Source organism: Xenorhabdus sp. Sc-CR9 (assembly GCF_963897815.1).
Classification (GTDB): domain Bacteria; phylum Pseudomonadota; class Gammaproteobacteria; order Enterobacterales; family Enterobacteriaceae; genus Xenorhabdus.
On record NZ_CAWQTY010000216.1, the window covers coordinates 1 to 16240 of the forward strand.

Annotated in this window: 12 protein-coding genes; 6 read left to right on the forward strand and 6 right to left on the reverse strand. The window is 42.3% G+C overall.

Going from position 1 to position 16240, the window contains the following annotated elements; translation table 11 throughout:
* Window positions 1–331 precede the first annotated feature (331 nt).
* The gene (locus AACQ81_RS17190; RefSeq protein ID WP_339353448.1) at window positions 332–520 is read left to right on the forward strand and encodes a hypothetical protein; all 189 of its coding nucleotides are present in this window, start codon (window positions 332–334) and stop codon (window positions 518–520) included.
* Window positions 521–580: 60 nt separating this feature from the next.
* On the opposite strand, the gene metE is transcribed toward AACQ81_RS17190, so the two are convergent.
* Window positions 581–2863, reverse strand: coding sequence for a 5-methyltetrahydropteroyltriglutamate--homocysteine S-methyltransferase (gene metE, locus AACQ81_RS17195; protein ID WP_237388056.1), 2283 nt, complete (start codon window positions 2861–2863; stop codon window positions 581–583).
* Between the two features lie 108 nt (window positions 2864–2971).
* On the opposite strand from metE, the gene metR reads away from it, so the two are divergent.
* Window positions 2972–3928 (forward strand): HTH-type transcriptional regulator MetR, encoded by a 957-nt coding sequence (metR, locus tag AACQ81_RS17200; RefSeq protein WP_237388057.1) that lies wholly within the window; start codon window positions 2972–2974, stop codon window positions 3926–3928.
* On the opposite strand, the gene AACQ81_RS17205 is transcribed toward metR, so the two are convergent.
* The 3 genes from AACQ81_RS17205 to AACQ81_RS17215 form a co-directional block, all read right to left on the reverse strand.
* Entirely contained in the window at window positions 3813–4712 is a 900-nt protein-coding gene (locus AACQ81_RS17205) for a carboxylate/amino acid/amine transporter (protein ID WP_237388058.1), read from the reverse strand. The genes metR and AACQ81_RS17205 overlap by 116 nt on opposite strands.
* Before the next feature lie 23 nt (window positions 4713–4735).
* Entirely contained in the window at window positions 4736–6385 is a 1650-nt protein-coding gene (locus AACQ81_RS17210) for a Na+/H+ antiporter (RefSeq protein ID WP_237388059.1), read from the reverse strand.
* 319 nt (window positions 6386–6704) lie between these two features.
* Window positions 6705–8051 carry an NCS2 family permease gene (locus AACQ81_RS17215; protein WP_237388060.1) on the reverse strand — a complete coding sequence of 449 codons (1347 nt, stop codon included), beginning with the start codon at window positions 8049–8051 and terminating at the stop codon, window positions 6705–6707.
* Between the two features lie 749 nt (window positions 8052–8800).
* Between AACQ81_RS17215 and AACQ81_RS17220 the strand changes: the two genes are divergently transcribed.
* From AACQ81_RS17220 to glk, 4 genes are all read left to right on the forward strand, one after another.
* Entirely contained in the window at window positions 8801–9556 is a 756-nt protein-coding gene (locus AACQ81_RS17220; RefSeq protein WP_237388061.1) for a hypothetical protein, read from the forward strand.
* The gene (locus tag AACQ81_RS17225; protein WP_237388062.1) at window positions 9537–10187 is read left to right on the forward strand and encodes an RES family NAD+ phosphorylase; all 651 of its coding nucleotides are present in this window, start codon (window positions 9537–9539) and stop codon (window positions 10185–10187) included. The genes AACQ81_RS17220 and AACQ81_RS17225 overlap by 20 nt, the downstream gene beginning before the upstream one ends.
* Before the next feature lie 93 nt (window positions 10188–10280).
* Window positions 10281–11543: a DUF1479 domain-containing protein gene (locus AACQ81_RS17230; RefSeq protein WP_237388063.1), complete on the forward strand. Its 1263-nt coding sequence runs from the start codon at window positions 10281–10283 to the stop codon at window positions 11541–11543.
* Between the two features lie 228 nt (window positions 11544–11771).
* Entirely contained in the window at window positions 11772–12740 is a 969-nt protein-coding gene (glk, locus tag AACQ81_RS17235) for a glucokinase (RefSeq protein WP_237388064.1), read from the forward strand.
* Between the two features lie 277 nt (window positions 12741–13017).
* Here glk and AACQ81_RS17240 read toward each other — a convergent pair whose 3' ends face one another.
* Together AACQ81_RS17240 and AACQ81_RS17245 are read right to left on the reverse strand one after the other, a co-directional pair.
* Window positions 13018–14208: an MFS transporter gene (locus AACQ81_RS17240; protein WP_237388065.1), complete on the reverse strand. Its 1191-nt coding sequence runs from the start codon at window positions 14206–14208 to the stop codon at window positions 13018–13020.
* Between the two features lie 160 nt (window positions 14209–14368).
* Window positions 14369–15580 (reverse strand): L-tyrosine/L-tryptophan isonitrile synthase family protein, encoded by a 1212-nt coding sequence (locus AACQ81_RS17245; protein ID WP_237388066.1) that lies wholly within the window; start codon window positions 15578–15580, stop codon window positions 14369–14371.
* Window positions 15581–16240 lie beyond the last annotated feature (660 nt).

The window sequence follows — 16240 nt, forward strand, 5'->3', positions numbered from 1 at the left end:
AATTTCCAGCTATCATCTGTTAACATTAGTCTTGGCATTTGGGGTAATTGTTTTGATTTTTGGCGAAACCATTATAACAGCCCCATTTGCTGCTTGCTTTTTATACCAAAAAGATCAACACGCTCTAGTGTGATAAGAACATAATAATAATTACTTAATAAAAAGTACTCCACTATCTAAAACCAGGCGTTTCTAAAATACTGTGCAACTGCAATAGTTAAATCTGAAATTCATCTTTATTTCATAGTATTCCCACTGCATTATTCCTGTAAATGCACATAATTAAGTGTTTTATCTGGTTAAACCAATAAGTCTCAACAAAAGGGGGGCTATGATGGGATTTTTTGATCAAATCACCAATATGCTGAGTGGCGGGAAAAACCAGCAACTCCAGCATATGATGGACTGGGTTGAAGGTCAGGGAGGAATAAGTGGACTAATTGAAAAGTTTTCTCAGCAAAGACTGGATTATACGATCCATTCGTGGATTAGTTCAAAAGATAAACTATTGGGTCAATAATCCTTTGCGCCCGCCACATTTCATACTCTGTGGCGGGCAGTTTAATGGATCGTTCTTAAGTTACTTATTCAGTGTAGAACGCAGGCGTTTTGCTGCTTCTACCATGTTCGACAATGATTGTCGAGTTTCTAACCAACCCCGGGTTTTCAGTCCACAGTCTGGGTTTACCCACAAACGTTCAACCGGGATACGGTCAGCCGCTTTACGCAGTAGTGCTTCAATCCATTCAACACTTGGTACGTTTGGTGAGTGAATGTCATACACACCAGGTCCAATTTCATTCGGATATGAGAAGTTCTCAAATGAATCCAATAACTCCATGTCCGAGCGAGAGGTTTCAATGGTAATTACATCTGCATCCAGCGCTGCTATGGAAGGCATGATGTCATTGAACTCGCAATAACACATATGGGTGTGAATTTGTGTATCATCTTGCGCGATTGCGGCACTCAGTTTGAAAGCATCCACTGCCCACTCCAGATAAGCCTGCCACTCTTCTCTGCGTAGAGGTAACCCTTCACGCAATGCAGGTTCATCAATCTGAATGATACCAATACCTGCTTTCTGCAAATCATTAACTTCATCACGCAAGGCCAATGCAATCTGTTTCGCAATGGTTTCTCGGCTGACATCTTCCCTTGGGAATGACCAACAGAGAATCGTTACTGGCCCCGTTAACATTCCTTTCACTGGCTTATCCGTCAAGGATTGTGCATACGTTGCCCAATCTACCGTAATCGCTTCTGGGCGGCTGATATCGCCAATGATTACAGGTGGTTTCACACAACGGGAACCGTAGCTTTGCACCCAGCCATTTTGAGTGAAGACATAGCCATCAAAATGCTCGCCGAAATATTCCACCATGTCATTACGCTCAGCTTCACCATGTACCAGCACATCCAGCCCCAGACTTTCCTGCTCTTGAATCGCCTGTTGGATATGTTCACTGATATTGGTCCGGTAATACTGACCATCCACTCGGCCTTTTTTGAAATCGAGGCGCAGACTGCGAATTTCCGTTGTTTGTGGGAATGAGCCAATAGTGGTCGTTGGCCACAATGGTAAGTTATAACGTTGACGCTGAAGTTTAGCACGTTCTGGATATGCCTGATTACGTTCACTGTCTTGCGGCTTGATTGCAGCAAGGCGCTCAGCAACAGCCAGATTGTTTACTCTGGTGGAATGTCTCCGGGCACGAATGGGAGCGCTATAGGCATCCAGTTCAGCCTGTTTACCACCTTCTGTCTCATTCAGTGCCTGTGACAGTAAAGATAGTTCCTCACACTTCTGTGATGCAAAAGCAAACCAACTTTTTACTTCTTCATCAAGCCCTGTTTCATCATTTAAATCAATCGGACTATGCAGTAATGAGCAAGAAGTACCAATCCACACATTTCTCTTACCTACCAATGGTGCGACAAGCTGATATTTTTCACTCAAATCTGCGCGCCAGACATTACGACCGTTAATCACACCCAATGAAAGCAACCAATTTTCTGGCAAGAACTTATCCAGATTTTCAGGGGAATCTTTTCCTGCCACTAAATCAACATGCAGACCTTGTACTGGCAGTGATTTGATCGTTTCAATATTATGACCGATGCTATCGAAATAAGTCGTCAGCAGTAATTTCACCTGCCCCTCAAGCGCCTGATAAGCTGTTGGGAAAGCAGCGAGCCACTCTTCTGGTAATTCTAATACCAGTGCAGGCTCATCAATCTGTACCCATTCAACGCCGCGTTTTGCCAATTCAGCCAACACTTGTTGGTACACAGGAAGAATATCCGTTAATAAGGAAAGGCGATCGAAAACTTTGCCTTTCACTTTACCCAGCCATAAATAGGTTACAGGTCCCAAAAGAACAGGTTTTATTTTATGCCCCAACGCCAATGCTTCATCGACTTCATCCAGCAGTTGAGTCCAACCGAGTTTAAACTCCTGTCCTTCCTGAAACTCAGGAACGATATAGTGATAATTCGTGTTAAACCATTTAGTCATTTCTGAAGCGGCGGCGGGTGTACCTGTTGGTGCCCTGCCACGGGCTATGCGGAATAGAGTATCCAGATCAATGGTATCATCTTCTTCATTTCGATGACGTGGTGGAACATTGCCCAATAATAGACTTGTGGTCAATACTTGGTCATACCACGCAAAATCTCCAACAGGGACTAAATCAACACCCGCTTCTTTTTGTTGTTGCCAGTGACGTGCACGTAATTCACGACCCGTCTCCAGCAATTCTTGTTGAGAAATTTTGCCTGCCCAATAATTCTCTTGCGCCTTTTTTAGCTCTCTTTTCAAGCCGATACGTGGAAAACCTAATGTATGATTCAAAACCGTCATGTCGTCACCCGTGAAATTTTAGCCGTCTAGATGTTTACACTTCTATAATCAACAGGTAGTGTATAAACCACAAGCGCAAATTATTCATCATTAACTTGAAGGTTTTTCATGATCGAAATAAAACATTTAAAAACGTTACAGGCATTGAATCATTGTGGGTCATTGGCCGCTGCTGCGAATTACCTGCATCAAACTCAATCCGCTCTTTCTCACCAATTCAGTGAGTTAGAACACCGTTTGGGATTCAAGCTGTTCATTCGTAAAAGCCAACCTCTTCAGCTAACACCTCAGGGTGAAGTGTTATTAAGGCTTGCGAATCAAGTATTGCCTTTGGTCACTGCTTCCCTGCGTGAGTGCTATGAGCCAGAAAAGACTAACCTACGCATCGCTATTGAATGTCATAGCTGTATTCAATGGCTAACGCCTGCACTTAAGCATTTTCGTGAAAGTTGGCCGCAGGTTAATGTAGATTTTAAATCCGGTGTAACATTTGATCCTCAGCCAGCACTACAGCAACGGGAACTGGATATTGTCCTGACATCAGACATTATTGCAGACAGCAATCTGCACTATACACCACTGTTTGACTATGAAGTGAAACTAGTGGTTGCACCGGATCATCCATTGGCAAATAAACGCGATATTCACCCACAGGATCTTGCTTCTGAAACTTTGCTGATCTATCCCGTCCAACGGCAACGGTTTGACATCTGGCGGCGTTTTCTCCAACCCGCAGGGGTGACGCCGACATTGAAAACTGTCGATAATACCTTATTGTTGATCCAAATGGTGGCAGCTCGTCTGGGTATTGCTGCATTACCACACTGGGTAGTAGAAACATTCGAAAGGCAAGGGTTAGTTGTAACCCAAACACTGGGAGAAGGATTATGGAGCAGATTGTACGCTGCCAACCGCGAAGGAGAACAACGCCAACCTGCCATTGATACATTTATTCGTTCTGCGCGCCAGCACGCGGTGGGCAATCTGCCATTTGTGAAACAGGTTTCAGTATCCAGCGATGATGCACCCAAAGTGAGGCAACAATCAGGCTGCCTCCAATGCTAAAGCTCAGCCAATCAGGGTGCTGCTGCCAAATTGCGAAATTAACCAACAACCCTGCCGGAACCAGCATATTATTCATAATAGCCAGTGTTCCGGCATCTACTTGGGTCGCACCATAGTTCCACATAAAGTAGCCAATACCAGATGCACCAACGCCTAACCAAATCAGGACGCCCCATTGTAACTGTGTTGTCGGTAGTTTTTGCGGATCGCCAAACAACAACCAACCAATGATAGCGACAACACACGCTCCCAGATAGAACCATGAGAAAGCGATTCGCTGCGGGATCGGATGAACTTCCATCAAACGCTTATAACCAACCTGACCAATGGCAAAGAAAATATTTGCCAATTGTACCAATATCAAACCAATCCAGAAGGATTCGCTTAGTCGGTCATATCGAATAATTGCGGCTCCCGCCACAGCCAGCAAAGAACTCAGAGCATAGCCCCAACGCAGCCGATTACGCCCCATCAAATCATAAATCAGTGTGACATAGAGCGGTGTCATGATGGTAAACAGCAAAAATTCTGCCACAGTTAAATAGTGATAGGCATGAAATACAAACAAATACATCACGCCAAGCTGACAAGCGCCGATTGCCATATATAGCGTAATGACTTTCAACGATAACCCACGCCAACGCAAAAATGGCAAGAATACCATTGCAGCCAGGACTACCCTGACAAGCACAGAAAACCAGCTATCAACCTGACCAGAAAGATAAACCCCGATCAGGCTAAATGAAGCGGCCCATAAAAATGTTGTGATCGTTAACAGCCACATGATTTATTGATTTTTACCTACTTTTATTGTTCTTTTCCCACTAAAAGCGCTTCCAGCAAATCAAGATCATGCAGCAGCGTTTGTAGTGTCTCATTACTAACTTTACGAGTTGCACGCAGATGATACAGTTCACCGCGTTCAGCCCTTAATGCTGTTAAGCGGAAGCGTTGTTCCAACTCCTCAACCATCAGATTATGCTCGGCTTCATCCGTGCCGGCTGTGCGACGCCGCAAATAACCGGTAACACGGGAAGCAACCTCGCTAATAACCTCCGCATCCAGTTTTTCTTCCGTGTTGACAGACAAACGCTCTTCCATTTTATTCATACTGACAATCGCAACTTTAGCCATTGCGGCTTTTGCCATTCTGATTTCATTGAGATCAGCCATCTTATCGCCGACTTTCATACCACGCAGCAGCAAAGGTAATGCGATAACGCCCACAAACAGGGAAAGCAAAATCACACCGGCGGAAATGAAAATCAACTGATAACGTGCCGGGAACGGATCACCATCTGGCAAGAACAAAGGAACAGATAGCGCACCTGCCAGCGTAATTGCTCCACGAACACCAGCAAATGAAGCTAACCACAATTCACGGATAGTGTAAGAAGCAAATTCCAGTGGTTTCTTTTTCATAAACACTTTGCTGGTATTTTTCATCAGCCATAACCAGCCAAATCGAAGTAATACCAGCGCACCATAAATGATGCCCACAGCGGAGAATAGCATCCAGGTTTCAACATTCGGATCAAGATCAGCCTGAGCCACAGAAGTTTCCCAAATGTCTGGTAACTGTAACCCCAACATGACGAATACAAGGCCGTTAAAGACGAAAGCCAGCATCCCCCATACGTTATCGGCACGTAAACGCATATCCAATGGCGCATTGCGGATCACGCCCGCTTTACTGATTGTCATACCAGCAGCAACCGCAGCCAGAATACCTGAAAAACCGATATGCTCAGCAATCATATAAGAGGCAAATGGCAACAACATCATGAACATGATTTGCGTTGCCGGATCATCTCCACTCCAGCGGCTCATCAATCTCAGTGATTTACTGTACACCAATGTAACACCAATACCAGAAAGCAACCCACCAATCGCAACTTTGAAAAACTCCAATGTTGCGCCAGTGACGGTAAAGGCCATCGTTCCCATGGCAATCGCCACCGCAAATTTAAGAGCTACCAGGCCAGAAGCATCATTCATCAATGCTTCTCCTTCCAGTACACTCATCATATTTTTGGGGATGCTTCCTCTTCCAACAATTGATGACAGTGCCACCGCATCAGTTGGTGATAAGACTGCCGCCAGTGCAAAAGCAGCAATAAGTGAGATACTCGGCAGCAACATATGAATCAAATAGCCAATGCCAACAACCGTCACCAATACCAGTACTAAAACTAAAATGAAGATTTCACGCCCATGCTGAAAGAATTCTCTGGTTGGAGTTTTCCAGCCATCAACAAACAACAAAGGAGGGATAAGTAAAACGAGGAATAATTCAGGATCGAAAGTAACGTGTAAACCAAAATGAGGCCAAGCCAGCAGCGCCCCCATTGCTATTTGCACTATCGGCAAGGGGACACGGAACGGAATCATTTTAGTAAGAACACCAGAAACTGACACCACCAAAATCAAGATCAAGATAGTAAAGAATATTTCCATGTTACCCTTACAAATTGCCAAAAATCCGTCAGTGAAGAGATTGTGACTTTTTTTTCCCCCTAATAATAGCGCTATTAACCATAATCATTGCAGTTATTAAAGAAAATCAAAAAACAATCACATTATGAATCAATGACCAGTGAATCATTTGTCTATTTTATACTTATCGGCGGGGTCATGTTGAAAAATTAGGAAATTTTGATGGGTATATCCAATAAACTTCAAGTTGCAACACATAAATCAGCAAATTGAAAAATAGAAGGCATGTTTATCGTGAGGATAATGCGCAAACGTTGACTGTTTGCGCACAATTTTTTAACTAAATAGCCCAGTCAGCCGCATAAAAAACAACCAGCGCAATAGCAAGAATCACAGTTCCAATATTCAGCTTACGCCATTCACCTGAGAAAATACGCCCGGCAACCAACGTACTGAAGCCCAACATAATGCCTGTCACAATGTTGCAAGTCAGTACAATAAACACTGCACACAGCAAGCCGGACATCGCACTGACAAAATCATTGAAGTCCAGTTTCCGTACATTACTCAACATCAATAACCCGACATACATCAAAGCAGGAGCCGTGGCATATGCAGGAACTAAATACGATAATGGTGACAGGAATAAAATCAATAGAAATAAAATACCAACGACAGAAGCAGTTAAACCCGTTCTACCGCCAACAGCCGTTCCAGCGGCAGATTCAATGTAAACCCCAGCCGGAGAAGAGCCTATAGCTCCCGCGAAAATACTACAGGCAGAATCAGCGGTCAGAGCTTTACCACCACTAATAATCTGGCCTCTCTTATCCAACAAGTTCGCCTGACTGGCTACTGCCTGAATGGTTCCTGTGGCATCAAATATCGCCGTCATTACCAACGCCAGAAGGCTCGGTAACACAGCAGGCTGTAACGCGCCGATAATATCCATACTGAACATCAGGGACAAACCGTCTTCCCCTAAAGTCGGAACTTTAAAAAATCCTTGATATTTTACGGTCGGGTCAAAAATCAAACCAATAATTGAAATCGTGATAATCACCAATACAATACCGCCCGGTACTTTTCTCCGTTCCAATCCAATCGTTGCTGCTAACCCCAAGAGCGTCATAATCACGGGAAAAGTCGTCAATGAACCGAACGCAACAGGCAAACCTTCATGGGGATTCTTAATCACCAACCCAACACCATTGGCTGCAATCAGCAGTAGAAATAATCCGATACCAATCCCTGTTCCATGTGCAATATCCATGGGGATATTACGTAAAATCCACGCTCTTACACCCGTCACCGAAATCAGTGTAAACAGGCATCCCATTAAGAAGACTGCGCCAAGCGCCACAGGAATACTTACCTGTTGTCCTAAAACCAAACTGAACGCAGTAAATGTACACAATGAAAGCGCACAACCAATTGCCATTGGCAGATTAACCCACAATCCCATCAATAATGAGCCAACACCGGTTACCAGACAGACAGAAATAAATACGGCAGCATGAGGGAATCCGGCTTGTCCAAGCATGCCCGGCACCACAATAACGGAATAAACCATCGCCAAAAATGTCGTCAACCCAGCAAGAATTTCCTGACGCACAGTCGATCCACGTTCAGTAATCTTAAAATACTTATCGAGCTTGCATTGAGTTGGTACCTGCATACCAGACATGTGTTTCCCCTGCTTTCTGTTGAATATTTTGCATTGAAAATGTATCACTATCTTCCCCGTACTCATCCAACGAAAACGATTACGTCACTAAATAATAAAGATAAGTGCTGTACTCGTTGGTTTAGGCATTCACTTGCGCAATCGTTTGGCTTTTCAGGTAAAAAAATAGTGAGGAAATTTGAGGCGGATGATTATCCAGTGAATCGGGGAGGAGAATCAAGCGGTAATCACAAAAAGCTGAAGATTTTCCTATTCCACTATCCAACAAAGCAGGTTTTGATTTTGTTGAAAGCAATAACACCAACGTTATCTCATAAAGGGCAATAATCTTCTTAAGCAGACTGCGTCTATTAAAATTCTTTCTTCACCTTTAAATAAAAAAATATAGTGTCACAAAAAATCAAAAAACATCATCCTTTCTGGAAGAATTTTATTTTCTAATACTCCAATTTATATCCACAGTAAATATAAATTTTCATAATCTTTTATACCCTTCGTCTTTCAATTTACCGCTTTTTGTCGGAAACATTGCAATTGTTTATATTTTGTGCGAATCTGCGATATAATTGATATAAACCATATCAACAATCTCTATACCCCATCGATTTCAAGTGTCAACACGGGGAACAAGCCCCAAGCGCATAACCAAGCTAATTATGCAGCTAATTTATTGATTTAAATTAAAAATAACCGACGATAGAAAAGATGACGGGTATACGTTATATGCAAATACCAATAAGGGGTCTAGAGTGAATGCCAAGGTAGCAAGAAAAAGCAGAGCAAAGGAGAAAACGCTCAGCTTAGGTTACGTTTCCCTTCTTGATGTTCTTTCGTATCAGCAAGAACACATTGAGCATATTCATGTCACAGAAATACCGCCTAACGAAGCAGATCGTTTTTTAATTGTTGAATTACCGGAAGAAACCGCCGGAGAACTTGATGTCAGGGATCTACGTATTGCCCTGCTAAGTGCGTTAAATACCGCTACTTCCATAAAACGCAGATCTTTCCCTGACAAATCGCCTTCTCGGATGATCAAGTCCGAATTTTATGTTCATTCAGATGATCTTAGTGGGGAAAATTCAAAAGACTCCTGGAGAACATCAAACCGAAAAGATCGGATTGAAGCACTGAAAAATTCAATTCTTGAAGAGTCAAAATGGCTTCCAGCCTATGAACTCAGTCAATCTGCGGGTTTTTCTCTGCTCAACCCCAGTGCAACTCCCAACCGCTGGAAAAAAACTAAAAAAATCTTCGCGGTTTCAGTCAAGGGAAAGGATTTATACCCGCAATATGCACTGGATGAAGGAGGGCTACCGATCCCCATCATCAAAAATATCATTGAAGTTTTTGATGGAAAAAAAACATCTTGGGGCATGGCAATTTGGTTTAGTACTCCTAATTCGTGGTTAGGAAAAGAAAAGCCAAAAGACGTTTTGGCAAACCGCCCGAATGATGTATTAAATGCGGCAAGGCAGGAAGCTGATGGGCCATTGCACGGTTAGTTCCCTGAATCAAAGAACTATCAAAACGGGAATCTGGAAAGCCCGGTGTCCGATTGAACGTATTCATCATCAGACATACAAAGGCACTGAGTTTAACCCAGGAAAAGGAAACGCCAGATTCAGCCCCTGCCAAAATGCGCAAGGTGAATCTATTCCTACTATCTATGGTGGTGAGAATATTGCCGTTGCTGTGATGGAAACCATCTATCATGACGTGCCGGCAGGATGCAATAATCTGCCTTTTGATCTGGGTAAGTTGGATACGCTTGTCTACAGCCAACTAATGCCTGATGTCGATCTCATCATTGTAGATATCAATGTAAGAGTATTGCGGAAGTGGGGCTACGAGCCAAAAGATATTTTATTTTCCGAAGCTGAAAATTATACCCACACTCAAGAAATCGCGGGCCGGATCTACCAAGATAATCCCACGGCTCAGGCAATAATTTGGGCATCAAAACAACATGGTGATAAGGCGATAATGCTATTCGGCGATCGGCTTAAAGAAAACGAGCTGACAGTATCCGTTGAATCACAGCCACTCTGGTCATCTAACCAAGTGATAAAAGCTATAGATCTGCTGGCAGATGAAATGGGGCTGATAACTTATAATAGTCAAGATATTATTTGATTTCAGTATCAAAACAAAAAGAAGTTGTAACCACAGTTTGAGTCTACTACATCCCAAAACACATCAGTCATGATGAACATAATAGGATCTGCTATGGACACATCTTTTATCTCTTCTCTCTTCCCTGATAACTACCACCAGAATATTCGTCAGATGAAACAAACCATGCGCAAACAAATTGGTGATGTCGAAGGTTTGTTCAAACAGGTTTGTGACAAAATAGACCAAGCGCTGGCTGCCGCTCAGGAAGATGAAAAAAATATCGGTAGTGCTTGGCCAGAGATTGACTGGCAGGACTTAATAGAAAATCGAATTACGGCAGAGACCATACAAAAAATTAAACGTCGTGGATGTTTGGTTGTCAGACAGAATTTCCCCCGTCAGACCGCACTTGCATGGGATAAATCCATGCTTGAGTACCTTGAGATAAATAATTTTGATGGTGTTTATCATGGCACAGGTGATAACTACTTCAGCAGCCTTGAAGCATCCCGTCCGGAAATTTATCCCATTTATTGGTCTCAGGCACAGATGCAGGCCCGGCAAAGTGAAGAAATTGCGCAAGTACAATCTTTTCTCAATCGTCTGTGGAAATTTGAATCGAATGGCGTGCGCTGGTTTGAACCAGATATCAGCATGATTTACCCTGATCGCATTCGCCGTCGACCACCGGGAACTACATCCAAAGGGCTTGGTGCACATACTGATTCCGGGGCTTTGGAACGTTGGCTACATCCTGCTTATCAAAAAGTGTTCAGGCATATTTTCAATAACCAATTCACAAAATACGATCCTTGGGATGCAGCATACCGCCCAGAAATGAATGAATACGAACTGGATAACGTAACCCGATGTTCAATTTTTCGCACTTTTCAGGGCTGGACGGCACTATCGGATATGGCTCTCAATCAGGGGCTTTTGCATGTTGTTCCTGTACCAGAAGCGATGGCCTATTTATTGTTACGTCCTTTGCTAAATGATGTGCCTGATGACGAGCTTTGCGGTGTTGCCTCCGGTAAAGCCCTGCCAGCTTCCGAAAAATGGCACCCCCACCTCGTCCGCGGGCTATACAGCATTCCATCTCTGCAAGCCGGTGATTCTGTCTGGTGGCACTGTGATCTTATCCATTCCGTTGCACCAGTGGTAAATCAGCAAGGCTGGGGGAATGTGATGTATATTCCCGCCGCTCCTCTGTGTGAAAGGAATCTGGCTTATGCGCATAAGGTAGCCATATCGCTTAAAAATGGCACATCTCCGGCTGATTTTCCTCACGAAGATTATGAAAAGAACTGGAAAAACCGCTTTAATCCTGCTGAGTTAAACCCTATCGGACTACGCGGGCTTGGTTTGAATTAAACCGTTAACCTGACACCGACTCGCGGGTTGATTGTTGAGCATAATAGTGAATCATGGGCTGCCAGCCCATTGAAAAAAGAGCAATTCAGGCTAAATAATGGCTTTTACCAGACTAATAATACATTTTATACGCCTTTACGCCTGACCTTGTGTAAAATCCCCTCAATTCGGCTTTTGACTGGTTCATTAGGATATAGACCATTTCTATAAGACTTAAGGAGATAAAACATGACAACTTATGCTCTGGTAGGCGATATCGGCGGTACAAATGCACGGCTGGCATTATGTGATGTAGATACTGGGCAACTGAGCGCAGTCGAATTCTATCCCTGTGCGCATTATGCATCGCTTGAAATTGTTATCCGCCAGTATCTGAAACAGCAAAACTGTGCCGTCAAATATGGCTGCATCGCAATTGCTTGTCCGGTGACAGAGGATGTTATCAGCATGACCAATCACAGTTGGCGTTTTTCGGTCAGCCAAATGAAAACATCTCTGGGATGGGAACGTTTTGAGGTCATTAATGATTTTACCGCTGTCTCCCTTGCAATTCCGGTTCTGGGTGCAGATGACATGATAAAGATTGGCGGAAAACAACCTCAGTCCAAGCGACCAATCGCAGTTTATGGTGCGGGTACAGGGTTGGGAGTCGCACATCTTGTTCATACGGGAAACCAGTGGATGAGCCTGCCCGGTGAAGGTGGTCATGTCGATTTTGCGCCCGATAGTGTGGACGAAGATCATATGCTGAATGTATTGCGGGAAGAATATGGTCATGTCTCAGCAGAGCGTGTCCTTTCAGGGCCTGGATTAGTCAATATCTATCGTTCTCTGATGAAACTGAACGGTCAGCCAGTAGAAGAAATTACCCCTCGTGATATTTCAGATCGTGCGCTGAGTGGCAACTGTCCTATCTGCAAACGTACACTGGAAATTTTCTGTGCCGCATTAGGGCGTTTTGGCGGGAATTTAGCACTGAATATGGGTGCATTTGGTGGTGTCTACATTGCAGGTGGAATTGTCCCGCGTTTCCTTGATTTCTTCCAAAAATCGGGGTTTCGCAAGGGATTTGAGAGCAAAGGCCGATTTACAAATTATTTACAAGATATTCCTGTCTATCTGATTACCCATGATAAACCGGGATTATTGGGTGCGGGTTCTTATATCCGTCAATCGCTGGGAAAATCGATTGGGTAAATAAGTTCATTTTATACTTGCTCATGCTATTTATTTGTTTAGTTTGTTGGTAACAGATTTAAGTGTATTTAGCATGAGCAGTCTATCCAACTTTCGCATCAAGAAATAAAATCACCGAGCTTCAAACATCCCATAAAAATGCCTGCCGCAGAAGAGTTCAGTGCGTTCTTGTGAGTGAGACTTCACTCCCTGAAAATGAAAGTGGAAGTAGAAAATGAAAGTGAGAGTAAAAATAAAAGTGGAAAGCCTCACAACAGTGGGGCTTCAAGAGAAAAAGTCAATCCGGTTTACCGGCAAATTTCGATGTTAAAAGTATCCGAATAAAAAGTAATGCAATAGTCAGCAACGTCATCACTGTTACAACAAAAACTAACCCTTTCCAACCCAGTGATTCGTAAATTCCCCCAGATGCAAGCGCAAACACCATTGATGCAGCAGCCAAAAGCGTTTCACTTGCCCCTTGAACACGAACTTTATTGATACCATCAGACATGCTGTTGATAAGATGAGTTCCGCCCAAGAACATGAAGTTCCACCCTATGCCAGCAAAGATCAACGGCGCTCCGAGAATAACTATTTTTGTTTCATTGGTCAGCCCAATCAGAAAACCGACAAGATTCAAAAAAGCTCCCAAGAGAATAATATTATTCGCTCCCATTTTTGATATAAGCATACCGGTGATGACACCGGGCGCGAACATAGCGACAAGATGGACACCAACTAGCATACCTGTTTCTGAATCGTCCATACCATAGCCTACCGAGGCAATTGAGGCAGGTGACATGACTATCATCATAATTGCATGACCCAGTACCATCGCCGTAATGCCAAACAATAAAGGCCGGTTTTTGGCAATAAAAGAGAATCCTGATGATTTACCGGCATTATCTTCTGTTGAACTGACTGAATATCCAAGACCCGCTTCAAGTGCTGCAAATGCAAGAACCGCGACCCCTCCAATAACGGACACAATCACATATATTCCGATAAACGGAAGATCAAAACCCAGCCCATCTCCTTTCCCGTAAAGTTCGCTACCAATAACAACACCAATTATCCCTGAAGCCAGCAATAAAGAACTTGCTGTTGCAGCCCGGTTCTTGGGAACACTTTCTGCTGCGGCATATCGTAGAAAATTAATGCCAATCATAGCGATGCCAATCAAGAAATGCCCTCCGAGCAGAAGCGGGAAGCTGTTTAAATAAATCGAAACCGCGGAAGCTCCTCCACCAAATACCATTGCTATACTGGCCAGAATAAATCCGCTTCTCCGCCCATAACGTGCCATGAAGTTCGAAAATGGAATTGAACAAACACTTCCGGCTGCCATTTGTATAGCAATAGGCAAAGTCGCAAGCCAGGCCAATGGAGCAAGATGCAGGCCAGCCAACCCTCCTACAGTGAAAAGTAGCGGTACCGCACTCTCTAATGCGATATTTCCCAAAATAATTAAGATAAGATTACGCATGAATAATCCTCTGGAGATACTAACAAGTACAATACATATATCTCTAATGACCTGAACTGCTTTTACCGTGACGGAAGATTTTCTTATAAAGCCTCATTATTTGATTATCTTCCGTATTGATATATCAGGTCATAGAGTAACAATCTTATCCTGATTTTTATTAAGAGTTCGATTCCTGCAATAAAGTCGTCATATTCTCCAACGTATCAGCATCTACATAAAAATCACTTACCCCCCGATGATTAATAATTCTCATTCTCTTACCATGTTGGTGGATTTCTTGTTCAATACTCATTCGCCAAATATTTTTCCGGTGTTCAATAACGGCAATACCGTGATAAGGAAGATAAGGTGAATGACTCTTATAATCAGGATATATCCTGACACCAATTAATGGTAACGTCTTGTGATGAATAGTGGCTCGGATTGCATTAGGAAACAAAAGCTTTTCCCATCGAATACTCGCCATTGCTTCTTTCATCGCTCTATAATGAATGAAAGCAGTATGAACTCTATTCATAACTTCATTCTTTATTTCCAAATCAGGAAAAATGGAATCACAAAACATATCCTTCTTTTGATTATATGTCAGAGATAAATCTGATATGTTAACAGTACTCCCAACACTTGCATGGAAACGAATTGCCTCCTCATGACTAATTCCAAAAGATGGATTTGATGTGAATGTTTTCAAATGGTTTGATAAAGCACTGTCATAATCATCCTGAAGTAATGCGACTATATTAGATATATCAAAAATGTTAACTATCTCATTTATCTTTCTTATTTTAGTGAATTCTTTTAGATCCCTGATATATTTTTCTGCTGCATCCATTGGGTCACCAAAAATCCCCGCATAAAATGTAGCATCTGAAAGGATGGTAAAACGTATTTTTATTCCTGTATTTTCTTCAAGATACGTTGAAACTTTCGCAAGGTGCAATAAAGACACCTCTTCAGCCATAGTCAAAGAAGTAATATCATGTCTTTTCTGCCAGTTACTAATAACACAAAAGACAGGAAGGATGATATCAATTTCTCCTCTCTCATTTATACTAGACTTGATTTTCGATAATGTCTCCAGACAGGATGAAAAAATAGTTTTCGAATTAAACTGGATAACCGGATGATTGAGGTAATCCCGAACCAGAACATGCAAAGGGGTATCTTTTTTTCTTTTCTCTTTCCACCACTGATCAGAGGGTAACTCTTTAGAAATAGAACACTTATTAAGTAATGCCTCACGTAAATCTGCTGAAATTAAATTACCATTAGACATCATATCAGGTTCAGACTCCGGCCATCCAAATTGACCAAACATAAGTGAATCTTCAATGATTGAACCATTTGTGCTAACAGATACATTTTTCAATTTATCCTCCTAAATAATTATAGGTACATCCCGTAAAATGTATGGATTCTTGAATAACTCTGTATTTAGCTTCTAGATCTCTTTTATCATCTGTAAAGGCGTGTTATCCCCAATATAGATTGGAGTATTTCTGATTAGATAGTCAGACACATCTGCACAATGCTTTCTCAGATTCTTCTCTTCTCCCGGATAGGAATGATGGCTCCTAAGCTAAGAAGCAGAATAAAGAAGCAAAAGAAGAATAACGAATAATAACTAAGGAGGGCTATATCATTATCTGAAAAGTGACGATTATCATTTGTGTGCTTTCTTGGTTCATTAATATATTTTATTATTTTCATGATAATTGAAAATTAAAACACATAAAAACAATATTTATTTAAAAATAAAATAAGATTGAAAAATAATAGCACTTCGAAGGGAACTTAATGCTGTTTTTATAATATAATAAATTCCTCCGAACGGTAGCTTCGCAAGTGATTTACTTCAGGAATTTTTACGCCAGACTTGTTAACTAACTTACCTTTTCGTTATAAATAGCTTGTCAAAATGGTAGGAGTATCAAAGAAACTCGATCCTAAATTTGCGAAATTTTTGTTCCCAAAACGCAAAATCACAGAAAAAAGGATCGAGTCATGCTTATCATACCATCCACTTCCC

Bases quoted from the DNA above. Each gene is read 5' to 3' on its own strand.
- metR (WP_237388057.1), top strand. From the start codon at position 2,972: ATGATCGAAATAAAACATTTAAAAACGTTACAGGCATTGAATCATTGT.
- AACQ81_RS17215 (WP_237388060.1), bottom strand. From the start codon at position 8,051: ATGTCTGGTATGCAGGTACCAACTCAATGCAAGCTCGATAAGTATTTT.
- glk (WP_237388064.1), top strand. From the start codon at position 11,772: ATGACAACTTATGCTCTGGTAGGCGATATCGGCGGTACAAATGCACGG.
- AACQ81_RS17230 (WP_237388063.1), top strand. From the start codon at position 10,281: ATGGACACATCTTTTATCTCTTCTCTCTTCCCTGATAACTACCACCAG.
- AACQ81_RS17225 (WP_237388062.1), top strand. From the start codon at position 9,537: ATGGGCCATTGCACGGTTAGTTCCCTGAATCAAAGAACTATCAAAACG.
- AACQ81_RS17205 (WP_237388058.1), bottom strand. From the start codon at position 4,712: ATGTGGCTGTTAACGATCACAACATTTTTATGGGCCGCTTCATTTAGC.
- AACQ81_RS17240 (WP_237388065.1), bottom strand. From the start codon at position 14,208: ATGCGTAATCTTATCTTAATTATTTTGGGAAATATCGCATTAGAGAGT.
- AACQ81_RS17190 (WP_339353448.1), top strand. From the start codon at position 332: ATGATGGGATTTTTTGATCAAATCACCAATATGCTGAGTGGCGGGAAA.
- AACQ81_RS17210 (WP_237388059.1), bottom strand. From the start codon at position 6,385: ATGGAAATATTCTTTACTATCTTGATCTTGATTTTGGTGGTGTCAGTT.
- metE (WP_237388056.1), bottom strand. From the start codon at position 2,863: ATGACGGTTTTGAATCATACATTAGGTTTTCCACGTATCGGCTTGAAA.